Annotated in this window: 15 protein-coding genes and 2 rRNA genes; 16 read left to right on the forward strand and 1 reads right to left on the reverse strand. The window is 45.7% G+C overall.

The window, feature by feature from the left end; genetic code table 11:
* The first annotated feature begins 73 nt into the window (after positions 1 to 73).
* The 4 genes from G6N79_RS06835 to G6N79_RS06850 all read left to right on the forward strand — a co-directional run bounded on the left by G6N79_RS06835 (position 74) and on the right by G6N79_RS06850 (position 6,835).
* A 23S ribosomal RNA gene (locus G6N79_RS06835) occupies positions 74 to 2,958 on the forward strand.
* A gap of 82 nt (positions 2,959 to 3,040) precedes the next feature.
* A 5S ribosomal RNA gene (gene rrf / locus G6N79_RS06840) occupies positions 3,041 to 3,152 on the forward strand.
* Positions 3,153 to 3,666: 514 nt separating this feature from the next.
* Positions 3,667 to 5,442 (forward strand): amidohydrolase, encoded by a 1,776-nt coding sequence (locus tag G6N79_RS06845; RefSeq protein WP_103906933.1) that lies wholly within the window; start codon positions 3,667 to 3,669, stop codon positions 5,440 to 5,442.
* Positions 5,443 to 5,449: 7 nt separating this feature from the next.
* A complete protein-coding gene (locus G6N79_RS06850) occupies positions 5,450 to 6,835 on the forward strand; it encodes an alginate export family protein (protein WP_103906934.1) in 1,386 nt (461 codons plus the stop codon).
* 101 nt (positions 6,836 to 6,936) lie between these two features.
* Here G6N79_RS06850 and G6N79_RS06855 read toward each other — a convergent pair whose 3' ends face one another.
* Positions 6,937 to 7,479, reverse strand: a complete 543-nt coding sequence (locus tag G6N79_RS06855) for a thermonuclease family protein (protein WP_103906935.1) — start codon at positions 7,477 to 7,479, stop codon at positions 6,937 to 6,939.
* 783 nt (positions 7,480 to 8,262) lie between these two features.
* Here G6N79_RS06855 and G6N79_RS06860 point away from each other — a divergent pair.
* The 12 genes from G6N79_RS06860 (at position 8,263) to G6N79_RS06915 (ending at position 26,045) form a co-directional block, all read left to right on the forward strand.
* Positions 8,263 to 8,748, forward strand: coding sequence for a hypothetical protein (locus tag G6N79_RS06860; protein ID WP_103906937.1), 486 nt, complete (start codon positions 8,263 to 8,265; stop codon positions 8,746 to 8,748).
* Positions 8,749 to 9,274: 526 nt separating this feature from the next.
* A complete protein-coding gene (locus G6N79_RS06865) occupies positions 9,275 to 10,018 on the forward strand; it encodes a hypothetical protein (RefSeq protein WP_146060641.1) in 744 nt (247 codons plus the stop codon).
* Positions 10,019 to 10,213: 195 nt separating this feature from the next.
* Positions 10,214 to 10,546, forward strand: coding sequence for a MerR family transcriptional regulator (locus tag G6N79_RS06870; protein WP_103906939.1), 333 nt, complete (start codon positions 10,214 to 10,216; stop codon positions 10,544 to 10,546).
* A 234-nt stretch (positions 10,547 to 10,780) separates the two neighbouring features.
* Positions 10,781 to 11,482 carry a hypothetical protein gene (locus tag G6N79_RS06875; protein WP_103906940.1) on the forward strand — a complete coding sequence of 234 codons (702 nt, stop codon included), beginning with the start codon at positions 10,781 to 10,783 and terminating at the stop codon, positions 11,480 to 11,482.
* Between the two features lie 292 nt (positions 11,483 to 11,774).
* A complete protein-coding gene (locus G6N79_RS06880) occupies positions 11,775 to 13,244 on the forward strand; it encodes a S10 family peptidase (protein ID WP_103906942.1) in 1,470 nt (489 codons plus the stop codon).
* 148 nt (positions 13,245 to 13,392) lie between these two features.
* On the forward strand, positions 13,393 to 14,892 hold the full coding sequence (gene putP / locus G6N79_RS06885) for a sodium/proline symporter PutP (RefSeq protein WP_200818813.1): 1,500 nt from the start codon (positions 13,393 to 13,395) through the stop codon (positions 14,890 to 14,892).
* A gap of 243 nt (positions 14,893 to 15,135) precedes the next feature.
* Complete coding sequence (locus G6N79_RS06890) at positions 15,136 to 16,149, forward strand: LacI family DNA-binding transcriptional regulator (RefSeq protein WP_103906943.1); 1,014 nt, start codon at positions 15,136 to 15,138, stop codon at positions 16,147 to 16,149.
* A 237-nt stretch (positions 16,150 to 16,386) separates the two neighbouring features.
* Complete coding sequence (locus G6N79_RS06895; protein WP_103906944.1) at positions 16,387 to 18,954, forward strand: alpha-amylase family glycosyl hydrolase; 2,568 nt, start codon at positions 16,387 to 16,389, stop codon at positions 18,952 to 18,954.
* 14 nt (positions 18,955 to 18,968) lie between these two features.
* Complete coding sequence (locus tag G6N79_RS06900; RefSeq protein ID WP_103906945.1) at positions 18,969 to 21,956, forward strand: SusC/RagA family TonB-linked outer membrane protein; 2,988 nt, start codon at positions 18,969 to 18,971, stop codon at positions 21,954 to 21,956.
* 10 nt (positions 21,957 to 21,966) lie between these two features.
* The gene (locus G6N79_RS06905; protein ID WP_103906946.1) at positions 21,967 to 23,529 is read left to right on the forward strand and encodes a RagB/SusD family nutrient uptake outer membrane protein; all 1,563 of its coding nucleotides are present in this window, start codon (positions 21,967 to 21,969) and stop codon (positions 23,527 to 23,529) included.
* An 11-nt stretch (positions 23,530 to 23,540) separates the two neighbouring features.
* Positions 23,541 to 24,518, forward strand: a complete 978-nt coding sequence (locus G6N79_RS06910) for a cadherin repeat domain-containing protein (RefSeq protein ID WP_160003768.1) — start codon at positions 23,541 to 23,543, stop codon at positions 24,516 to 24,518.
* A 189-nt stretch (positions 24,519 to 24,707) separates the two neighbouring features.
* Positions 24,708 to 26,045, forward strand: coding sequence for an MFS transporter (locus G6N79_RS06915; RefSeq protein WP_103907126.1), 1,338 nt, complete (start codon positions 24,708 to 24,710; stop codon positions 26,043 to 26,045).
* The last annotated feature ends 30 nt before the right edge of the window (positions 26,046 to 26,075 follow it).

Raw genomic sequence — 26,075 nt, forward strand, 5'->3', positions numbered from 1 at the left:
GACAACAGAGGTCTGTCGCAGCAATGCGCGGACCGAAAGCAACCTACCACTTGGCAAAAGGGGTGGTAGCGTGAAGAAAGTAAACAAGGGCACACGGGGGATGTCTAGGCTCTCAGAGGCGATGAAGGACGTGATAAGCTGCGATAAGCCACGGGGATCGGCAAATGCGAATCGATCCGTGGATTTCCGAATGGGGCAACCCGGCATGTTGAAGACATGCCATCAAATGAGGCGAACGCGCTGAACTGAAACATCTAAGTAGGCGTAGGAGGAGAAAATAACAATGATTTCCCAAGTAGTGGCGAGCGAACGGGAAAGAGCCCAAACCATGGTTGTTACGGCAATCATGGGGTTGTAGGACCACGATATTGTACTGTGCTATGAACTGGAAGCAGGTGGGAAACTGCGCGATAAGGGTGAGAGCCCCGTACAGGCAAAGAATACAGGCATAGTGGTATCCTGAGTACCGCGGGACCGGAGAAATCCTGTGGGAATCCGCCAGCACCATCTGGCAAGGCTAAATACTCCTGAGAGACCGATAGTGGACCAGTACCGTGAGGGAAAGATGAAAAGAACCCCGAACAGGGGAGTGAAAAGAACCTGAAACCGTGTGCTTACAAGCGGTCGGAGCGGAGCGATTCCGTGACGGCGTGCCTTTTGCATAATGAGCCTACGAGTTACTCTTGTCCGGCAAGGTTAATCGATTAAGTCGAGGAGCCGAAGCGAAAGCGAGTCTGAACAGGGCGCATAGTCGGACGAGGTAGACGCGAAACCTTGTGATCTACCCTTGGGCAGGTTGAAGGTGCGGTAACACGTACTGGAGGACCGAACCGATAAACGTTGAAAAGTTTCCGGATGACCTGAGGGTAGGGGTGAAAGGCCAATCAAACTGGGAAATAGCTCGTACTCCCCGAAATGTTTTTAGGAACAGCGTCGGCATATGAGTCTAGCAGAGGTAGAGCTACCGATTGGGTGCGGGGGAGTCAAATCCTACCAAATCCAGACGAACTCCGAATGCTGCTAGATATGGCCGGCAGTGAGGCTTTGGGTGCTAAGGTCCAAGGCCGAGAGGGAAAGAACCCAGACCATCAGCTAAGGTCCCCAAATCCGTTCTAAGTTGAACTAACGAGGTCCGGTTGCCCAGACAGCTAGGATGTTGGCTTGGAAGCAGCCATTCATTTAAAGAGTGCGTAACAGCTCACTAGTCGAGCGGCCGGGCGTGGATAATAAACGGGCATCAAGAACGGTACCGAAGCTATGGATTGCAATTTATTGCACTGGTAGGGGAGCATTCCATCGGGGGCGAATCCGCAGGGTGACCTGTGGTGGACCTGATGGAAAAGCAAATGTAGGCATAAGTAACGATAAGGCGGGTGGGAAACCCGCCCACCGAAAGACCAAGGTTTCCTGATCAACGCTAATCGGATCAGGGTCAGTCGGGACCTAAGGCGCATCCGAATGGAGGCAGCCGATGGCCAACGGGTTAATATTCCCGTACTGTTGATGACTGCGATGTGGTGACGGAGTAGTGACACTGCCGCGAGCTGACGGAATAGCTCGTTGAAGGGCAAAGGTATTGGACCGGTAGGCAAATCCGCCGGTACAGCTGAAGCCCGATAGTACGGCAAACCCTCGGGGGCGCCGATAGTGCAGGTAAGCAGACTTCCAAGAAAACCCGCTAAGCTTCAGGTCATCAAGACCCGTACCGCAAACCGACACAGGTGGTCGAGGAGAGAATCCTAAGGTGCTCGAGTGAATCATGGCTAAGGAACTCGGCAAAATGGCCCTGTAACTTCGGGAGAAGGGGCGCTTCCTCCAGCGATGGAGAAGCCGCAGTGAAAAGGCCCAGGCGACTGTTTAGCAAAAACATATGGCTTTGCGAAATCGAAAGATGAGGTATAAGGCCTGACACCTGCCCGGTGCTGGAAGGTTAAGAGGGGATGTCATCCGCAAGGAGAAGCATTGAATCGAAGCCCCAGTAAACGGCGGCCGTAACTATAACGGTCCTAAGGTAGCGAAATTCCTTGTCGGGTAAGTTCCGACCTGCACGAATGGTGTAACGATCTGGGCGCTGTCTCAGCCATGAGCTCGGTGAAATTGTGGTATCGGTGAAGACGCCGGTTACCCGCAACGGGACGGAAAGACCCCATGAACCTTCACTATAGCTTAACATTGAAATTGGGTACAGGATGTGTAGGATAGGCGGGAGTATGTGAAGCGGTTTCGCCAGGAATCGTGGATACAACCTTGAAATACCGCCCTTTCTGTATTCGGTTTCTAATCCCGCACAGCGGGAGACATTGTTTGGTGGGTAGTTTGACTGGGGTGGTCGCCTCCAAAAAGGTAACGGAGGCTTTCAAAGGTAAGCTCAGTACGCTTGGTAACCGTACGTGGAGTGCAATGGCATAAGCTTGCTTGACTGTGAGACCTACAAGTCGACCAGGGTCGAAAGACGGACATAGTGATCCGGTGGTTCTGTATGGAAGGGCCATCGCTCAAAGGATAAAAGGTACTCTGGGGATAACAGGCTGATCTCCCCCAAGAGCTCATATCGACGGGGAGGTTTGGCACCTCGATGTCGGCTCGTCACATCCTGGGGCTGGAGAAGGTCCCAAGGGTTGGGCTGTTCGCCCATTAAAGTGGCACGCGAGCTGGGTTCAGAACGTCGCGAGACAGTTCGGTCCCTATCTGTTGTGGGCGCTGGAAGTTTGAGTGGATCTGACCTTAGTACGAGAGGACCGGGTTGGACGGACCGCTGGTGAACCTGTTATGCCGCCAGGTGTACGGCAGGGTAGCTACGTCCGGGATAGATAAGCGCTGAAAGCATCTAAGTGCGAAACTAGCCACGAGATGAGACTTCCTCATAAGGGTCGTCGGAGATTACGACGTCGATAGGCCACAGGTGTAAAGGTTGAGAGACCAAAGCCGAGTGGTACTAATAGCCCGAAGCTTTCCAATGCGGATAGTCTGTTGTCCTCTCTCTTTTTTGATCTTTTCTTCCAATAACATGTCAATGATGGAATCATCCATCAAAAGGTATTCAGGTGCCTATATCGGCGGTGTCCACCTCTTCCCATTCCGAACAGAGAAGTTAAGCCCGCCAGAGCCGATGGTATTGCCGTAACAGGTGGGAGAGTAGGTCGGTGCCTAATTTTATACAAAAGGCCATCCTTGCAAAGGGATGGCCTTTCTGTTTTTATAGTATTGAGATGTGAGTATTGAGATGTGAGAGGGAGTATTGAGATGTGAGTATTGAGATATGAGACCCATGCGTGCCGGAAAGGAAACATGGGTCTTTTTCCATTTATAGTATTGAGATCTTAGATGTGAGATATGAGACCCAGGTGTGCCGGAAAGGATTAGATTTATCTTAATACTAAATACTAGCTGCTAAATATTATTTTGCACTATCCAAGCCTTTCTATCTCAAATCTCACATCTCAAATCTCATATCGGAAAAAATAGATCGTATTCCCCCAGAATACGATCTATTTTTTTCTCCAAACAAATTTGTTATCACAACTGTTTAGTCTGTGAAATTTGAATGGAATTTTAAATTAATTTCTTTGGTCGTTGGTTTTTGAGGAATTTCATTTCCTTGGCTGCTCATATTTCCTGGTCTTTTTCCATTCTTATGCAATCACTTAACTATAGTTTTATAATTTTATGAAGAATCTCCTCTGTTTTCTTGCCTTAGCTGTCTTTGCTTTGCCTGGAATGGCTCAACATGTCGATCTTATTATCCACAACGGTAAGATCAGTACTTTATCCGATCAACACCCCGATGCGCAGGCTGTTGCCATTGCCGGCAACAAAGTGCTGCAGGTGGGGAGCAACCAAGATATCCTTAAATTAAAAGGTAACCAGACCAAGGTCATCGATGCCAAGCAGCACCGGGTTATCCCTGGACTTTTCGATAGCCACAGCCATGTGATCCGCGGAGGCCGATTCTACAATACCGAGCTTCGGTGGGATGGGGTAACATCCCTGAAGCGGGCTTTGGAGATGTTGAGGGAGCAAGCCAAGCGGACCCCGAAAGGGCAGTGGGTGCGTGTCGTTGGTGGCTGGAATGAATATCAGTTTGAGGAGAAGCGACTTCCAACCCTAAAGGAAATCAATGAGGCTACGGGTGATGTACCGACCTTTATCCTCTACCTGTATGGGAAGGCCTGGGTCAACAAATCTGGACTTGCAACGCTCCATATTACCGGTGATACCGAGAATCCGCCTGCGGGGTTGATCGAGAAGGATGAGCAAGGGAATCCGACCGGACTGCTGGTGGCTGAACCTAGTGCATTTGTCCTCTATTCCACCCTCGCCAAGCTGCCGGAATTGACCACCGAGGAGAAGGTAAACTCAACGCTGCAGTACTTTACCGAATTGAACCGCATTGGGGTTACCGGTGTGATGGATGCCGGCGGAGGCTTCCAGAATTTTCCCGATGATTATGGCATTACCGATTCCCTAAATAAACTGGGCATGATTACCATCCGCCTCCCTTATTTCCTGTATGCACAGAAGAAAGGCACCGAACTGGAGGATTTCACGAAGTGGGTGGGGATGGCCGATGTAGGCGCGCATGCCACCAACAAAGTCAATCAAGTCGACTATTATACCGCAGGTGGGGGCGAAGGATTGCTCAGTGATGCCGCTGATTTCGAGAATTTCCTCTACCCGCGTCCCGAATTGCCGCCAACCTTGGAAACAAACCTCAAAGCCATTATTCGCCTGTTGGCCCTGAAAAAATGGCCATTCCGTATTCATGCCACATACGATGAAAGTATCACACGATTCCTTGACGCCATAGAAAAGGTGAACGAGCAAGTTCCATTGACGGATAATGTCTGGTTCATCGACCATGCTGAAACTATAAGTGAGGAGAATATGCAGCGCATCAAGCGCTTGGGCGGAGGTATTGCCATCCAACACCGTATGGCCTTCCAGGGCGAACTGTTCATCAAGCGCTATGGAAAGAAACCGGCCTTGGATGCGCCACCAATTAAGCGTATACTTGCTATGGACATTCCAGTTGGATTGGGAACGGATGGAACGCGCGTAGCCTCCTTCAACCCATGGATAGCGCTCTACTGGATCACCACGGGGAAAACCGTGGGCGGAAACCAAGTCATGGGTGAGGACTTTGTCCTGGACCGCACGACCGCCCTCCGTTTAGCGACCCATAAAGGCTATGAACTGGTCAGGGATATGGACAAGGGGAAAATCGAAAAAGGCTATTTTGCCGATATGGTTATCCTGGATGAAGATTATTTCCAGGTGGACGCCGAACGGATCAAGAACATCACGTCAAAGCTGACCATTGTTGATGGAAAGGTTGTCTATGGCGATACCGATTACAGCGATGTCGCACCCAAGAAATTGGAAGTCCTGCCGTCATGGTCTCCGGTAAAATATTACGGAGGTTATCAGACGCAAAAGAAATAGGAATTATATGCAACCTAGAATCAACCTGTCCCTGTTTATCCTATGCGGCTTGCTGCTGGCGCATATTGGGTATGCACAGCAACCGCTACCTGCGTTCAAGCCGTTGCGCTATAACGAGGATTACAGCTATCTGGCGAAGGATACCGCCCGGACAAGCTATGAGAACATGAAATTTATCCCACTTGGGAAACAACAGTATCAGTATTTAAGCATTGGCGGGGAGGCACGTCTGCAATATTTCCATGCCAAAAATGAGGAGTGGGGCGATGTGCCTGCAGATAACGATGGCTATATACTTTCGCGTTTCCTGTTGCACGGTGATTTTCATTTTGGCTCCCGTTTCCGGACATTTGTACAACTCCAGAGCAGCTTGAGCGGCAGCAGAATCGAGCCCAGTCCCGTAGATGAAAACCCCTTGGATCTGCACCAGGCATTTGTGGATGTTGTTGCCCTGCAGCAGGAAGAAACACAATTGACCCTGCGCTTGGGGCGGCAGGAGATGTCCTATGGCTCCCAGCGATTGGTTTCGGTTCGCGAGAATCCGAACAACCGCCAATCCTTTGATGGCGTAAAGGTGATGCTGAACCGGAACAATACCTCAATTGACGCGTTCTACTCCCATTATGTGGCCGTAAAGAAACAGATCATGGATGATGGATTCGATAAAAATACCCGATTCTGGGGTGTTTACGGTACCCAGACTAACCTGCCGGTATTGGGGAATTTGGACCTGTACTATTTGGGTTTTTCGAAGAAAAAAGCGGTGTACAATGCGTTAACAGGTGATGAAGAACGGCACTCCATTGGTTCGCGCATCTGGGGAGGTTACGGTTCATGGACGTATGATCTGGAGGGACTCTATCAATTTGGCCAGCTTGACGCGTTGGATATCCAAGCATGGACGGCTTCCCTGAATACCACTTACCAATTTGTCGATGCGCGCTTTCAGCCTGAATTGGGACTGAAAACAGAACTCATCAGTGGGGATAAGGGTACTGGGAAGACCTTGGGAACGTTCAATCCGATGTTTCCGAAAGGTGCTTATTTTGGTTTGGCAGCCGTGATTGGTCCATCGAATCTGGTCGATCTGCATCCCTCCGTCAACTTCTCCCTATCCAAGAAACTCGATCTGACGCTGGACTACGATATTTTCTGGCGCATGGAAGAACAGGATGGCATCTATGCCGTTAACATGTCGCCCATCTACGGAGACGGAAACACCAACGAAATGCACATCGGAAATCAATTGACCAGTGCATTGCTTTTTTCGCCAAATCGGTTCATCAATATTCGTGGTGAATGGACCTGGTTCCAAGCTGGCGATTACCTGAAAGCCGTCAGCGCAGGAAAAGACTTCTTCTTCTCTGGACTCACATTGCAGTTAAAAATTTAAAAATTTTTAACGGTATTTAGTAGTTAGTATGAAGTATTAAGACCTATGCGTGCCGGGGTTTTTAGCATTTAGTAGGATGCCTTGGGAAGTGGGGCGGCATGCTATTTCCGAGGATCTTTATCTATTTCCTTCGCCCATAAGCCGAGTCTATGCTCACGGGCATATTGTTGCGCTTTGTAAAAGCGTTCTTCATATTTAATATTCGGAGCAATTGTCATCAGGATACCATTGCCCGTTCTGACGATCAATTCATTGACCATTTCGCCATTTTCCAGATAGACATAGGCCAGGGTCCGGCCAAAGGGATCCAGTGGATCCACATCCAATTCCAACCTGACTTTTTTTCCCTCCAGTAATTCCATAAGGTAGGCCTTGGATTCTTCTCCGTAATATTCTTTTTTCTTCTTAAAGGCATTGCGGTTTTCCGGAGCATCGATCCCAATGAATCGTATCTTTTGTCCTGTCGGACTGCCGTCCTCAATCCAAAACGTATCGCCATCTACAACATGACGTATGGGATAGAACTGCTCCTTGCTGAGGCTCTGCTGGGCTGAGGCTCCCGAGGTAGACGTGCTATTATCAGGATGCTCAAGCGCACAGGAAGTGAGGATATAAAGAAATGTTGAGATAACAAGACCTTTCATGTGTGATTTTTGGATAAAGGTAAGAAGGATTCGGATGGGGATTTACGGAAAGCCGTAAAATAGGGCATTGGTTTTTGAAAGGATACAAGGTGGAAAATGTTCTGAATATTTTATGATCAACGCAGCTGTTATAACTCCTTAAAATAGTACAGCTGTAAAAACTGTCCTCCTGAGTCGTACTTTGAAATGGTGTAGCAGGGAAAGGTGCATATTAATCCTAAAAACAATGTTACATTTACCCGTGTTAAAACTTAAATTTCAAATAAAAAACTATCCTTAGCTGTGCGCATAGGTTTTTTTATTTCGTATAGTTTTTCTTTTTATTCTTTTCGGAACAAATAATTATCTTTCTGATGCATTAATCACGCATCTCTGGTTATTTTGACCTTTAAAAAATTAAATTATGTTCCGTTCAAGTAGCTGTACTTTTTTATTTTGGATATTTTTATTGTTTAGCCAATTAGTATACTCGCAAACAAGTTACATCTTATTTGATAAATCCAAATTATCCGGCTCAACGGTAAAGGGGATCCCATTTAATAATGCATATATCGATATCAAACCCAAAAAGAAGGGTGAATTCGTGGATCTGACCATTTATAATTTCAAGTTTAGTCATGGTTACCAGACGCGATATCTAGATAATAAGCAGGTTTTTCAACATTGGCAAAAGAGTCTGAAGGATTTGCAAAAAAAGAATAACAGACATAATAAAGGCGGAACAATATGGAATTCAAAATGTTGCAACAAAAGGGAAAAAACGTGGATGTTAATAATCTAATTATGAGTTTAGTAATAATTTTAATTCTTTCATCCTGTCAAGGCACAAAAAGCTATATTAATAGCAAAGGGTACGAAATTATTCATCACACTCAGGATAAATCGGTCCAACAAGTTCCTCTGCTTGTACATGGAAAAGTTACTATCAGTGAAACGGGTAAAAGAGCTGCTTTTGCAACATTACGGTTTGAATCAAGAAAGGGTAAAATCTATAATGCAAAGGCAGATAAACGAGGCTTTTATAGTATTAATTTAGATGAGAAATATTTCGAGGGAAATGTTAACGTAGAAGGAAAAGGGTGTTCATTTATGGTAGAAGATGTGTTTTTTGGTTATTCAGATGCCAGTGAATTTAACATTAAGCTATATAACTATGACAAGCCAGGTAACTTTGTTGTTCTGAACAAAGATGAAATCATTTTTATAAGGGAAAGAAGTGCAACAAAAGATAGTCTTAAGGTGGACCAAAATAATAGTAATCTACAATGATTCGGATCTATTAAAAAGTCTATATACTATATTTGAAATGCATTAATGAAGATTTACTTCATCAAATCGGGTCAAGATTTTGATTCAAAAGTAACTGATGAGAAGAAAGAGGAAGTAAAGGGCATATTTGCGAAATTTAAAACTATTTTAAAACTAGTGATGCTAAATTCAATGATTTTTTAACAAAACATGCTAATTCAAAAGAAAAGATGCCATGTGCAAAAGAAAAATAATTACCCTATTGTTACTGCTTTGTTTTAGTACTTTGCTTGGCTATTCTCAACCGCAATACATCCTATTTGATAAATCCAATTTATCAGGTTCAACGGCAAAGGGAATCCCATTTAAAAATGCATATATCGATATCAAGCCCAAAAAGAGGGGCGAATTCGCGGATCTGACCATTTATAATTTCAAGTTTAGTCATGGTTACCAGACGCGATATCTAGATAATAAGCAGGTTTTTCAACATTGGAAAAAGAGTCTGAAAGAGTTGCATTTCTTTCCGAAAAATATCCTGATAACGATGACGCCACTCACACGGGATAAATTCAAGAGGGTCGATGTTACGGATCAGGTAAACCGTGGGGAATTGCAGTTTACTGTGGCGGACTCGCTTTTGAAATCTGCAGTAAAAGAAATTTTCTACGGGATTTATGCACCCTTAGGCGTCTTGGATTGGGACCAGGAGCTAAAGATTAAGCGTCTGGATTTCAGACTCGTTTTAAAGGAGAGGGATCGTTATTTCCTCATCGATAACGAAACCTTAACGGAATTTTATTATGTGGATTACAAACCTATTTATCAGGATCTCCTGACGACCTGTGGCATCCATCCAGCCACACGGAATGAACAAAAAGCAGCTTATATCAAAGGAGCTGTTTATCCAACAGGGCATGGAAAAAATCTAATCGGGAAAATATTAAAGGATAGTGCCCTCAACATTGATTTGAAAGAGAACAGGTACGTCAGATTTTATCATTTCTGGACAAATTCCTACGTTCTGAGTTTTTACAAATATGGTGATCGTTGGGGACAGGATCGTGCCTGGTGGGTCGATAGCGGAATAGGGGATTTTGTGTACGTTGAATCTATAGGAATTATCAATGGTAATTTCCTGGATTATTTCCGAAAAGCATTGCCGACATATAGCGCGGATGCCAAAAACAATCCACAGTTTCACCTTTACTTTGAGACTGCCCGAATAAATGGGTTGAAGGCGAGGGATTATCTGCAGCGGTATGCTAGTAGTAAAAAGGGATTTTTTTAACGCCATTACTTTCAATTATTTTCAGGAAAGATATTTTTTTGGATTGACCAGATCCCTATGGGCCATACTTAAACTACATTTGTGTCTGTTCGATATTAATTTAACATTATTTTAAACATTAAATAATAAAATAATAGTTAAATTTACCTTGTATTCAAACAGCTGCACGATGTCGGACCCATTTAAATTAAAAGTATGGACACACAGATGAAAGGCTTGGATTTCCAAGAGGTGAGACGAATCCGGAAGCTGTTGGAGAAAATCTACCTATTGAATGAGCAACACTTCCCCTTGCTCAGTGAATATTTGGAACAGATCAGTTCTTCCATGGAAAATGGCAACCCTGCCGAAACAGATGATCCCACCAAACAGACCTTACTCGATGCCCTTGATCTTATGCAGTTAATGAAAATCAGTAGATCCACCTACTATAGGTTGAAAAATGCGAAAATGATCCGTCCGATCAAGGTCGGAAGTAAAGATTACTTTACGCAAGCAGAAATTAAAAGGATTTTGAATAGAAAATAAGCGTGCGACATCCGTAAGTCCGATGTGGGGAGGTCTTGTTGGAAGACTGATGCAAGTCATCGTTAATAAAAGTGGTGTTTGATTCTATTTATTATCTTTGTTCATGGAAAATATGGGGCCAAGTATAACCTGATATTTGCCTGTCCAAATTATGGAGCATTACGAAATTAAACAGCATACATCAAAGAGGTACCCTGGTGCAGGTATTCGCTTACACCTCCAAAGAGTAGGCGGATGGTAAAGCGAACAACACTTGAGCGCTTGTCCACGGCCGACCTTGAAAAATTCATTTCTCCAGACAGCCGTAAGGTCGCTGATGCTGTGGAAATGGCGATTACCATTCTTAAAGAAAGAGGACGCATTTTTTCTGAGGAGGAAGATCAGGAACTAAAAGCAATGGTGGAAAGGAAGCGTGCGGAGGAATTTGTCGAACCATTTCCAGCTCAGGGTACGCTGTTGGAAACTCCTTATGAAGAACCGATAACAATTGACGAAAGTGCCATTTCGCTCTATTCTCAGCGAACCATTTTACTCTTTCTTTGTTTCGTGGGGATGCCTTTCGCCATAGCGCTCCAGGCCTACAATTTCCTTAAATTGCATAAAACTAAAGCATTTTTCACGGTCCTTTTATTTGGGATCATCCTCTTTATCTTGCAATATTTTCTTTGGGTATATTATCCGTTATTTGATGAATGGTCCGGAAGTGATTACATCAAAAGAAAATCCAATATCCTTTTTATTATACCGGGGATAGGAGCGGTTGGGTTGGTCGCTCTTTGGAAAAAAAACCTTGATCCGAATGTCAGTTATAGGTCCAAAAATTATCTATTTGCATTATTGCTTTCGTTGGCTGTCCTAATTGTATTGTACTTAACAGTTGGTTTTATCCCAGGATTTTCAATTTTAAATTATCTGTTGCACTTGATCATGCAATAGTTGATTAATGCTAAACCACTTCGTGAGTAACAAGGATGGGCACAGATGGAGTAATAGTGGTTTGCTTGGATACTTGAGCCTAAAATTTGAACGAAAACAGTATCCGGAGATCACCTTTGCGCTGTGGTTTATTGGCATGCAGCCCGAATGCGCTATGCAATACATGTGGTGCACTGCAATTTCCTACAGATTACAACTTGGATGCCGTGTTAGCAACATCGTGGACCTTTTCAAAAAATCAAATCAATTCCTTACCTTTTGCGTCTAATCCATTTTAACGTCGTATTATCTTATGAAACGATACTTTTTATTAATTTCTGCCCTTTTTCTGGGGCTGATGAGTTATGCGCAGCGTATTCCATTTGCGGATAGCACCATTGTTACAAAACATAACATCACTGCAAATGGCCAGAAGTTCGGCTATACGGCCAAGACTGGTTTCCAACCGGTATGGGATGCGAATGGCAAAGTGTTGGCCACCGTGCATTACACCTATTATTCGCGTGACGGTGTAAACAAGAACAACCGCCCCTTGGTTATTTCATTCAATGGCGGTCCAGGATCGGGATCTGTATGGATGCATCTGGCCTATACGGGTCCACGCTTATTGAATATAGATGATGAGGGCTACCCACTGCAGCCTTATGGTGTTAAGGAAAATCCATATACCATTCTCGATGTTGCCGATATCGTTTATATCGATCCGATCAATACCGGATATTCCCGTATTCTGGATGAGAAGGCAGACCGGACACAGTTCTTCGGCGTCAATGCGGATATCCGCTACCTGGCGGAGTGGATCAATACCTTCGTGACGCGCAACAACCGATGGGCATCACCAAAATACCTGATCGGGGAGAGCTACGGTACGACCCGCGTTTCCGGATTGGCGTTGGAATTACAGAATGCCCAATGGATGTACCTCAATGGAGTTATTCTGGTGTCTCCGACGGAGCTGGGCATCAAGCGGGAAGGCGCCGTGGAGCAGGCCAATATATGGCCATATTACGCCGCAACGGCCTGGTACCACAAGAAATTGGCGCCAGCATACCAGAACAAAAAGTTGGAGGACTTCCTTCCGGAAGTAGAGGCATTTACCATCAATGAGCTGCTGCCAGCCTTGGCGAAAGGACACAGCATTACTGCGGAAGAGAAAAGTGCCGTAGTCAAGAAAATGGCACAATATACCTCCCTTTCGGAACAGGTTATCCTGCAGAACAACCTGAATATCCCAACCTCCCTGTATTGGAAGGAACTGCTCCGCGGTGAAGGAAAGACCATCGGTCGATTGGATTCCCGATACCTGGGCATTGACCTGCGGGATGCTGGTGAACGACCGGATTATAATGCCGAACTGACCTCCTGGTTGCATTCGTTCACACCGGCAATAAACTATTACTATGCGAATGAATTGAACTATAAATCCGATGTAAAGTATAATATGTTCGGACCGGTGCATCCATGGGACAATAAGAACGACAATACCGGTATGAACCTGCGTCAGGCGATGGCCGCCAATCCATACTTGCATCTGATGGTGCAGTCGGGTTATTTCGATGGGGCTTGCGATTATTTCAACGCCAAATATAACATGTGGCAGATGGATCCTTCGGGTAAGCTTGCGGACAGGATGAGCTTTGAAGGATATCACTCCGGGCACATGATGTATCTCCGCAAGGAAGATCTGATCAAGGCCAACGAAGATATCCGTCAGTTTATCCGTAAATCCTTACCGAAGGAAGGGCAGGCTGCGAAATATTAAGGGGAACTTCCGCATACTAACACTAGAAATCGCACTTCCTTTTAAGCTACGCTATAAAAAAGCGTTGTTTTTAGGTAAATTATTAACTGATTAGTATGTGTTTTTTGGAAATTATCCCATCTTTACGGCTTTATTAGAATGATGTACTATGATGAATACATATGAATTGATCTCCATTGGGCTATACATGCTTTTAATGGTATTGATCGGATTTTACTCGTGGAAGAAATCGACAAGCAATTCGGAGGAATTCCTGATCGGTGGACGTAAGATGGGAGCTGCCGTTACGGCACTTTCAGCGGGTGCTGCCGATATGAGCGGTTGGTTGCTGATGGGTTTACCTGGGGCCATGTATATGTCGGGAATTTCAAGTTCCTGGATTGCGATCGGTCTAACAACGGGTGCATTCCTGAATTACGTCCTGGTGGCACCGCGGCTTCGCGTTTATACCGAAGTGGCCAAGAACTCCATTACTATTCCCGTATTTTTTGAAAACCGATTCCATGATAAAACACAGCTGTTGAAAATCGCATCTTCCGTTTTCATCCTGGTTTTCTTTACCCTATATACCTCCGCGGGTATGGTCTCGGGAGGACGGCTGTTTGAATCTGCTTTCCAGATGGATTACTACACCGGACTGTTTGTGACCACCTTTGTGGTTGTGCTGTATACTTTCTTAGGGGGCTTCCTCGCCGTAAGTCTGACGGATTTCGTGCAGGGCACCATTATGGTGACCGCCTTGGTCATCCTTCCGATCGTGATGGTGAGCCAGATCGGTGGTTTGGGAACAACCATGGACATTATCGAAACGAAGAACAGCAATTACCTCAACCTCTTTACCGGCACGACGACGGTGTCGATCATATCGTTGCTGGCTTGGGGATTGGGGTACTTTGGGCAACCGCATATCTTGGTCCGCTTTATGGCCATTGACAGTGTAAAAGATATCCCCAAAGCCCGTAATATCGGGATCAGCTGGATGATCTTTACCGTAGGTGGTGCAATGTTGGTCGGTCTGTTCGGAATTGCCTATATTGCAAAATTTGATGTGGCCACCATGGCCAAATTTGATGGAAGCAAAGAACAAGCAGAGACCATCTTTATCTACCTATCGCGCATCCTTTTCCACCCATTGATCGGTGGGTTCCTGTTATCCGCGATTTTGGCGGCTGTTATGAGTACCATCTCTTCCCAGTTATTGGTGACTTCGAGTTCCATGACGGAGGATATTTACAAGACTTTCTTCAATAAACAGGCTTCAGCAAAGCGAATGTTGATGATGAGCCGGTTGTCCGTGTTGATCGTAGCCATCATCGCGCTTTTACTGTCCTTGAACCCGAAAGATAGCATCTTAAACTTGGTGGGAAATGCCTGGGCCGGATTCGGCGCTGCATTTGGTCCACTGATCCTATTGTCGCTCCTTTGGAAACGGACGACCGCTACTGCAGGACTTTTGGGGATGTTGGTCGGCGGTGCTACGGTACTGCTATGGGTGTATGTTCCGCACGATTATAAGGATGTGTATGAAATGATTCCTGGTTTCTTGCTTGGTTTTCTGACCATTGTGGTGGTTTCCTTCCTTTCGAAGCCAGTATCTCAAGAAGTACAGGATGAATTTGATGAAGTCGCTCGTATTGTGAAAAGTTAAAGTGAGCCAAATATTTGCAGGAAAACTTAATCACGTTTTCAATTGAATAGGATAGCGCTTGAAATCGAAGTACCTTCGATTTCAAGCGCTATTTTTTAATCTAAAGTCCTTTCCTACGAAATCCGCTATATACAAGACTTTTGGAGGCTTTTTCCATTTCTAAGATCTCAATTCTTCATCACAGCACGCCAATTCAAATGGATTCCCTATCTTTGGCACCAACTATATTATAACCCTACGATTATGTCACAACTAACCATCATTGATCTGGCGGCCAAGCTAGGCTTGTCGAAGTCGACGGTTTCCCGCGCTTTTCGAAACAGTAGTGATATCAATCCGGAAACAAAGGCGCGTATTTTGGCGATGGCGGAGGAACTCGGGTTTTCACCGAATACCCACGCATCAAATCTTCGCGGTAGCAAGAGCCAAACCATTGCGATCATTATCCCTGAGTTTGGGAATAAGTTCTTTAGCTTGGCAATTAAGGGCATTGAATTGGTGACACGATCGAAGGGTTACCACACGTTGATCTATGTAACAGATCATCAGGTGCAGAATGAGGCAACGATTGTTCGTTCTTTATCCAATGGTCGTGTAGATGGTGTGATCATGTCGGCATCAGGCGAGGGACATGAACATAACCACATCAAGCAATTGCGAAGCAAGAATATACCAATCGTATTCTTCGACAGAAATTATGACGATATCAATACGGTCTATGTAACGGGGAACGATGAGGAGGCAAGTTTCAAAGCGACCGAACATTTGATTGAAAACGGATGCAAACGGATAGCCTATTTGGTCATCAATAAGAATATTTCGATTGGCAAGGTGCGTATGGATGGCTATGCGAAAGCCTTGGCAAAACATGGGTTGCCCTTTGATGATCATTTGGTATTGGATACGGTCAATGAGGCGGAAGAAAATTGCAAGGATATCCGTCAGTTGCTTCGGGAATCCCGTCCGGATGGCGTAGTCGCTTCCGTTGAGCGATTGGCAATCTCAACCATGCGCGTGGCGCGTGAGGAGGGTCTTAAGATTCCTGACGATATCAAATTGATCGGGTTCTCCTGTCTGGATATTACCGACCTGGTACAACCTTCGTTGAGCGTCGTGAAACAACCTGCTTTTGAAATGGGCAAAATTGCAGCAACTTACCTGTTTGAGTCCCTTGCTAAACCGTTAAATCTTAAAGAACAGGAAACTACAATCCTCGAATCAACGCTAATTTACCAAGATTCTAGCAAAAAAAGTTGAGCAAAAGTTTGATTTTTAGCTAGGAAGCGGTTATCTTCGAATAGGATTCGGGAACATTCCCAAAATTCGATAACCAATAATTGCTTTTGATATAAACCTATTCATAAAAAGTATTTATTCGTAATAACTGTGGAAAACATCCGATTGGATAAGGGAAATCCAATACGTGACGCATATTAAACCCAATTTGAACACCGACACCTGTACTGCCGCAGGGACGGTATGGAAACCTAGATAATGAAAAACCGGTTGGTCCTTTTCTTTATTTGCGCTTTTCTGGCTGCGAACAGCAGCTGCAAGAAGGATATTGCAGTAGAAAATCCCCCAATTGAAGTCAGTGAATCAGATGGTTTTGTGCGCATTGATGAACATTTCCTAACCTGGGAACAAGAGATTACCCTCCGTTTTGATTTACGAAAAGGAAATGGTGAGCTCAGCAAAGCTACGGGCGATCTATACCTACATGCAGGGTTGATTACTCCCGGTAGCTCCAATGCTTCGGATTGGAAAGCAGTTGCGACGGAATGGAACAAGAACAACCCTTCTCACAAACTGAAGAAAGAGGAGGATGGCAGCTATAGTTTCACCTTTACGCCGAAACAATTCTTTGCGAGCTATTCCGCAACAGATGCACTGTATATGGCATTTTTGGTGCGCAATGCCGATGGCACACAAGTCGCACGAAATGCAGATGGTTCCGACCTTTATCTTCCAATAAGTTTCCAGCAGAAACTGGATGTGCAGTTCAACAGGCCGGTTGTGCTTCCGACGTATGTTGCCCGTACGGAAAAGCAATCTTTTGCCTTACAGGAAGAAATTGCTTTTGAAATTCTTTCATCGCAGAAAGTGGATAAAATCTCATTATATCTAGGAAGCGAAAAGATTGCCGAGGAAAGTGGGAGCGAAGTGCTCAAGGTAAAGTATACCCCCAAAACTGCCGGAGGACAGCTATTCCGCGCGCGCGTGGAAAGCGGAGGACAGACTGCGGAAAGAACCCTGAGCGTATTTGTAATGGGTGGTACTGCCGTTGCCGAACTTCCGGAAGGTGTAAAAGCCAATGGCATAACCGTTGATCGAACAAAAAATACGATATCCTTTGCCATTACAGCTCCGAATAAGCAATCTATCTTTTTATTGGGCGATTTCAATGGGTTCAAAGCCGATGCTGCCTATAGCATGAGCAGAACACCGGACGGAAAGACCTTCTGGGTTACCCTGCCGAATTTGGATTTCAACCGAAATTATACCTACCAATTTCTGGTGGATGGACAGGTAAAAATCGCCGATCCCTACAGTGAATTGGTGCTGGACCCAGCGCATGATGCAACAATTCCCAATATTCCTGCGTATCCTGCAGGCGCAAGCGGACATGTTTCTGTCCTTAACTTGACGCAATCCGCTTATCAATGGACGAATACGGCCTTTACCAATCCGCATCCTCAAGATCTGGTAATCTATGAAACCTTGGTACGCGATTTTATCCAAAGCCATGATTATAAGACTCTGACCGACTCTATCGGTTACTTTAAACGATTGGGCGTAAATGCGGTGCAACTGATGCCTGTGCAGGAATCGGAAGGAAATTCCACATGGGGTTATAATCCATCCTACCACATGGCACTGGACAAGTATTACGGGACGAAACAAGAATTGAAAACCTTTATCGATAAATGCCATAGTGAGGGCATCGCTGTTATTTTGGATGTGGTCTTAAACCATGCCTTTGGACAGTCGCCTTTGGTGCAGTTGTATATGGAGAATGGTACAGCAGCAGCGAATAACCCGTGGTTGAATGCGGTTGCCATGCACCCCTTTAATGTGGGAATGGACTTTAACCATGAAAGTCCATATACACAAGTGTTCGTGAAGGATGTACTGGCGTACTGGATTAATGAGTATAAAGTGGACGGTTTCCGATTTGACCTTTCCAAGGGATTTACGCAGAAGAACTCCGGTACTTCTGACAATGCCGTGGGAGCTTGGTCAGCATACGATGCGAGCAGAGTGGCCATCTGGAAGAAGTACAACCAATACCTGAAGTCGCTGGATAGTGATTTCTACGTTATTTTAGAGCATTTTGCTGAAGACCGGGAGGAACAGGAATTGGCAAATGAAGGCCTGTTGCTGTGGAATAACCTAAACCACGCCTTCAATGAGGCGACGATGGGATATGCATCGGATTTCACCAGGCTCTTTGCCAGTAACCGTGGCTTCGGTAATGCCAACCTGATCAGCTATATGGAATCGCACGATGAAGAACGCATTATGTTCAAGAACTTGCAGTATGGCAATGGCAATGGGGCATATTCAGCTAAAGCGCTGAAAACTGCACTGGAAAGGACCAAAATGGCGGCTAGCTTTCTTTTGGCTGCACCTGGGCCAAAGATGATCTGGCAATTTGGGGAGTTGGGTTATGATATCTCCATCGATTACAATGGGCGGACCGGAGAAAAACCGATCCACTGGGAATACCTAAAGGATACGGACAGAGGGAACCTATATCGCCATTTTGCGCAGTTGATCAGGATGAAAAAAGCCAATCAGATCTTCCGAAATGGCAAATTGCTGTCTTCATCTTTGCAGGGAAGTGTAAAATACTACGTGTTGGAAGAGGGTAGTCAACAGGTGCTGTTGATAGGAAATTTCGACGTTAAGGCACACGACTTCCAGATCCCATCTGCTGTGCAGGGAACGTGGCGGGATAACCTCACCAAAGATACGCGGGTCTTAACTCCAAATTCCACCTTGGCATTAGCGCCGGGAGCCTATTATTTTCTGAGTAAAACCTTACTAAACATAAACTAATTAAATTAATTGTAATGATGAGCAAATTTACTTTTCGAGTTGTATGGAGCATCGGTTTTCTGATGGTTCTGTGCATGACAACATTTGCCCAAACAGCGAGTCTCTCAGGCCGAATCACCGACCAGAATGGTCAGCCAGTATTGGGAGCGACTGTGCAGGTAAAAGGATTGCAGGTTGCCACCGCTTCCGGCGCGGACGGGAATTATTCCCTTTCCAATGTGCCGGTAGGAAATCAGGTGATCTCCGTCAATGCCATGGGATATGGTTTGGATGAGCAATCCATTGTGATCAATGCTGGAGAAAATAGCCTTAACTTCAGCTTGATTGAAACTTCGAGCGATTTGGATGAAATCGTGGTAATCGGTTACGGTATTGCAAAGAAAAAGCAGATTGCCGGTTCGGTTGCATCTGTTGGCCCCAAAGAATTTAACAAAGGTGTCGTAAGTTCGCCTGACCAGTTATTGACCGGTAAAGTGGCGGGTTTGACGATCAACCGGTCCAGTGGTGACCCAACTGCAGGTTCAACAGTGCAGTTGCGTGGTCCTTCGTCCCTGACGGCTAGTTCGTCACCTTTGTATGTTATCGATGGTATTGTCGGCGCAAGCATTGATCTGGTTGCACCTGATGATATCGTTTCCATGGACATCATGAAAGATGCTTCCTCCACAGCTATCTACGGTTCACGTGCTGCCAACGGGGTTATTTTCGTAACCACCAAGCGAGGCAAAGCGGGTAAGCCAGTATTGGCCTACAGTGGATATGCAGCATCGGAATCCATTTCGAACCGCGTGAATGTCCTGAGTGCAGACGAGCACAAACAGTTTGTTGAAGAACATGGACTGACCGTTTCCCCTGTGGAAACAGGCCACAATACAGATTGGCAGGATGAAATTACACGTAGTGGTATTTCCCACAACCATAACCTTTCCCTAACGGGAGGTTCCGAAGGAACACGTTATAACGCTTCCATTAACTATTTCAATAATCAAGGTATTGTGAAGCGCAGCAACCAAGAGCGCATCGTAGCCCGTTTAGGGGTTGATCAAAATGCTTTTGATGACCGTTTGAAACTTTCTCTGAACGTAGCGAACAGCTTGAAAAAAGGTAGCCACGTAGATTATGGTATCTTCAATGGTGCAGCGCGTTTCGTACCGACTTCACCGGTTATGTTGGAAGATGAACAATATGCGCCATATGGCGGATATTTCCAGGTTCCGGGTCGTACGAGTTACTTGAACCCTGTGGCGATGTTGAACCAACGTGATGAAAACCGTGAAAACAACACCCTATTGGCAAGCTTAAAGGCCGATCTAACCCTGACAAAAGGCCTGACTTGGTCCAATGTCGTTTCCTACCAACGCAATCAGTACGATAAAGTGTACTACATGCACCGCACGGATTTCGACTCCAAAGCATTGGGCGTTGGATATGCAGAACGTGATAACTACAAGAATATCGATCAGATCTTTGAAAGTTACCTGAACTATAACCTGACCAAGGACGTCCATAACATCGAAGCGATGGCAGGTTATTCCTACCAAAAGACCAAGAACAATGACGGTCTGCACGCTCGCTCAACGGGATTCCTTTCGGATGACCTGGGTGGCAACAACCTCAACTTAGGTACATTGCCGACGGGTTACAACCCTTATGCAGATACCCCTTATATCTTGGAATCCCTATTGATCTCCTATTTCGGACGTGTAGGGTATACCTTTGACGATAAATACATCTTAAGTGCATCCCTGCGTCGTGATGGTTCGTCCAAATTCGGTAGCAATAACCGTTGGGCAACTTTCGGGTCTGTTTCCGCAGCATGGCGTATCTCCGAAGAGGAATTCATGAAAGATCAAGAATTGTTCTCGGATTTGAAACTGAAGGCAGGATACGGTACTTCGGGTAACCAGAATATCGACCCATACCGCCAGATCCTAATCTTTGGACCGCGTGACGGACAGTTCCTATACAACGGCGAATGGGTAAATGCATACGGTGTAAACCAGAATGAAAATCCTGATTTGAAATGGGAAACAACATCCATGTTGAACGTGGGAATCGATTTTGAAATGTGGAAAGGTCGCTTTGGTGGTAGCATCGAATACTACCAAAAGGAAACAAAAGATCTATTGTATGAATATGACGTTCCTTCTCCTCCCTACCAATTCAACAGATTATTGGCGAATGGTGCGAGCATGACCAATAAAGGGGTGGAAATCTCCTTGAACGCTGTGGTCTATAGAAATGAAAACTTCTCTTACAATACCTCGGCAAACTTTGCACGCAACATCAATGAGGTCGGTAGTTTGGAATCCAACATCGAGAACATCGGTGTATCGCAGCGCTACGAAGGTGGCATCGGCTTGGAAGGATGGACCGGACAGACTGCGTCGATCGTATTGCCAGGGCAACCTATCGGGACGTTCTTTGTCGCGAACTACATCGGATATGATCAGGCAACGCAAAAGACCAAATACTTAACGCCAGCGGGTGAAGTCGTGACACAAGATCAGATCTCCGCTCCGGATGATTACATGATCATGGGCCACGCCCTACCGAAGTTTACCTATGGTTGGAACAACTCTTTCCAATATAAGAGTTGGGATTTCAACTTCTTCCTACGTGGGGTATATGGTAACCAGATCTTCAATGCTACGCGTGCCGATCTATCCAGATTGCAGCAGGCAAACGTAACGAACATCTCCAAGGATGCCGTTGAGGAAGGGATATTCGAAACACCATTGATCGCTTCAAGCAGATTCCTGGAAGACGGATCCTTCTTGCGTTTGGATAATGCGACCCTTGGTTATACCTTCAAGACGGATAAGATCAAGTACCTGAACAATGCACGCGTGTATGTTTCAGGACAGAATCTATTCACGATCACGAACTATACGGGAGTTGATCCAGAGGTTAGTCTGTCGGGTCTAGCGCCAGGTATTGACAATAGAAATTATTATCCGAAAACAAGATCCTTCTTGCTAGGTGTTAATCTTACTTTTTAATCTGTGAGCCATGAAAAAGAATTTCAATAAAATCTATATACTCTTAGCCTTGGGGCTAACCCTGGCGGGGCAGTCTTGTACGAAGTTTGACGACAAGATGTACTCAGCCTATACGGAAGAGACGTTTCCCAAGACACCGGAACAATTTGTTGCGGTTACAGGTCCGGTATACACATCGGCACGTGGTTTCTTCGATAATTATTTCAGTCTGCAGACGGGTGGTGCGGATGAGGTAGTCGTACCTACGCGCGGTGGTGACTGGTTTGATGGTGGTAAGTGGCGTGATATGCACTTCCATACCTGGTCGGCGAACCATGAGGTCGTTGCCGGTACATGGGATTGGGGATTCAATGCCATCGGTACCTGTAACCGTGTGCTGAGCATCTTGGAAAAGGCGCCAGAAAATGACACAAAAGCACAGACCATCGCTGAAATCAAAACCATGCGTGCATGGTACTATTCCCTATTGTTGGATACGTATGGAAATATTCCATTGGTAACCACCTTCGATACGGGTACGGAATTGCCGAAAACGGCTCCACGTGCACAGGTGTATGAATATGTGGTGAAAGAATTGGAAGAGAACCTGGCCGCATTGAGCGAAGATAAATCGACAGCAACCTATGGTCGTCCGACAAAATGGTTTGCCCATGCGCTGTTGGCAAAGATTTACCTGAATGCCCAAGTGTATGCCAATACGCCGCAATGGAATAAGGTAGTTGAGCATACCAATGCCGTGATCGCTTCGAATAAATATGCGCTGGATGCGAACTTCCTAAACCAGTTTCGCCCGGAGAACGGCGCGGGAGATATTGAACCGATCTTCTCTATTCCTTATGACGCCAATCGTGCGACCGGTAATACCTTATTCAACCGTGTATTGCATTACTCACACCGGATAACTTATGAACTCAGTGTGAACCCTTGGAATGGATGGAGTACACAGCCTGCGTATTTCGATCTGTTCGAAGATGATGACCTTCGCAAGGAGCAGTGGTTGTACGGTCAGCAATATGACAATGCCGGCAATCCATTGAAGTATAACAACATTGATGTAGTTATTGACCCATACGGTTACAACCTGTTGCCGGGTTCTGACTTTGATATCGGTGGTGCCGATGATGGTGGTCGTTTGGCGGGAGCGCGATGCGTGAAATATTTTCCGGACAAGAACCAGCTGAACAATCAGGCTGGAAACGATGTGGTTGTCATGCGCCTTGCTGATGTGCTGTTGATGAAAGCGGAAGCTATTCTTCGCGGTGCGACCAACGGAACGCGCGCTGAAGCGCTGACTGCGGCCAATATGGTGCGCGGAAGAGCATTCCCTACGGCTCCGAACCGTTTGTTTACGGCTGCTAACCTGACGTTGGATGCCATTTACAAAGAGCGTGCGCTGGAATTTACCTTTGAGGTGACACGTCGTACGGATATGATCCGTTTCGGCAAGTGGGAAGATGCACAGTTGTTCAAGGCTGCGAATGCTGGTGAGACCTATAAACGTCTATTCCCGATTCCTGCCAAAGCACGTGCAAACAACAGCAATTTGGATCAAAATCCTGGTTACCCTAATTAATGAAGACAATTATGAAATTAAAATTTAAACATATCATGCTCCTGATGCTATCTGTAGGCATCCTTGGTTTTCAGGCCTGCAAGAAGGTGGAGCATGGCATCGATGATCAAATCGTTTCGATCAACGAAGGAACGGCAAGCTCCGTTCAGGTTGGTAAACCACTATCGGTGGGTTTCCTAAGCAACAATGTCACCAACTTTACCTTCAGTATTGTGAAGGCAGAAGGTGGCGATGCTTTATTTACTCAAGAGATGACCTTTCCCGGTGACTCAACAATCATCGAACGCGAGTTCGATCTGCAGTCGGATGCATCGTGGGTAGGGGAGGCGCTATTGAAAATCACCTACCAAGCCGGTGGACAGACCGTGGAAAAAACAAAACCGATCACATTCTTGGAAAGTAACCCCGTGATGTACATTGTGGGCGGATCTATCGGTGCAGGTTGGGAACCGACCTTGGCTGTGCCTATGCAGCTATACGATGCAGAGAGCAAGGTGAAATTCCAAACGTTCCAGTACATTACTGTCGATGGCAGTGGTTTCAAATTCCTGCCAACGAACATTAATTGGGAAGATGGTTATGGCAAGGGTGCAACGGCAGGAAGTCTATTGCAGAGCAATGATGCGGGCAATGTGGAAGTGGCAGCGGATGGATTCTACCGTGTTCGGATGGATGCCGAGAAATTAACCTATGAGCTTCTGAAGACAACTTGGGGTATCATTGGAAGTGCTACCGCAGGAGACTGGAATACCGATACACCAATGACTTTTGCCGGTGGTAAAGGAACCTACACCTGGAAGATTACAACAGCGTTGATTCCTGGGGAACTTAAATTCCGGGCGAACAACGATTGGGGAATCAACTTCGGTGGAACCCTGGATAACCTGGTACATGATGGTCCAAACCTTAAAATCGATGCCGCAGGAACCTATGATATCGAATTAAATCTCTTGCCTACAGGATATACGGCAAAAATCACAAAAAAATAGGCTTGATAGCGCCGTAATGATGAAGCGGGAGAATTGCATATAGTTTATGTTAGGCGGTCTGAAAAGACCGCCTTTTTTAATCTTTACATTCTCTTACACCCCCACTGTCTCACATCTCAAATCTCAATCTCAAATCTCTCAACTCACATCTCACATCTCATTGCTAACTACTATCTTTGCTCCATGACCATGCACGACCTAAAGCCTTCCCTTCGTTTGGGGCAGATCATCAACATGAACATCGGTTTTATCGGTGTTCAGATTGGTTTTGCGTTGCAGAACAGCAATGCCTCGCGCATTTTGCAGGCGAACGGTGCGGATCTGGAACATTTGCCTTTATTTTGGCTAGCGGCTCCATTAACGGGCATGTTGATACAACCCATTGTTGGGCATTATAGCGATGGTACTTGGGGACGTTTTGGTCGACGTCGTCCGTATATTTTCATAGGGGCAATACTGACTGCTCTGGCACTTTGCCTGATGCCGAATATAGGCGGTTTTCAACTGTATGCCAGTGCCCTTCTGATGGGTGCCATTATCTTTACCTTTGCGGATGCAGCGATCAATGTGGCTATGGAGCCCATGCGTGCCATGGTTGGGGATAAGCTACCCAGTGGGCAGAAGAACCTGGGCTTTTCCATCCAGACCGTGCTCATAGGGGTTGGCGCGGTCATTGGCTCATGGTTACCTTATGGCTTGCAAACCCTGTCCGAGCAAACAGGTTGGGGTTTGGCAGAGTTGGGTGGCGATGCTGTCGCTGCTGCTTTCTATGTCGGAGCCGTGCTTTTATTGCTTACCCTATTTTGGTCCATTTGGACAACGAGAGAATATACACCTAAGCAGTTGCATGCTTTCCATGAAGACCAGGGTAGGCCGCTGATAAGTGTAGCAAAGCGTGGTTTGATTGCTTCCCTATGGACGGATTTTAAGCATATGCCGCAAATCATGCGCGATTTGGGTTGGGTGCAGTTCTTTTCGTGGTTTGCGCTCTTTATCATGTGGGTGTATATGACCCCTGCTCTGGCGGAACATATCTATAGGCAGCGGCCAGAGGACTATCCCGATGCGATCGCTGCAGCGGGCAATTGGGTTGGTGTGCTATTCGGTGTCTACAGTGCAGTTTCAGCGGTATATGCGCTCTTCCTCCCAGCCATTGCCAATCGTTGGGGCAGGAAATTGACCCATGGCCTATCTCTTTTCCTGGGCGGGATTTCCTTTCTTGCGCTATATTTTATCCAAGACCCGATCTTCCTACTGATTCCCATGCTGGGGATAGGGATAGCATGGGGGAGTATCCTCGCGATGCCCTATGCCATGTTGAGTGATTCCCTCACCACCGAAAAAATGGGAACCTATCTCGGTCTCTTTAATTTCTTTATTACACTGCCCCAGATTATTTGTGGATTTACCGCCGGTTGGATCATTAAGTACCTCTTCGATAACCAACCGATGTATGCTATTGCACTTGCAGGTATATTGATGGTTTTCGCTTCCTTGTTAATGATTCGATTTAAGGAAAATAAATAGAATCTTTCTTTTGTGGTATTAATGGTTTGT

This window comes from Sphingobacterium lactis (assembly GCF_011046555.1).
GTDB lineage: Bacteria > Bacteroidota > Bacteroidia > Sphingobacteriales > Sphingobacteriaceae > Sphingobacterium > Sphingobacterium lactis.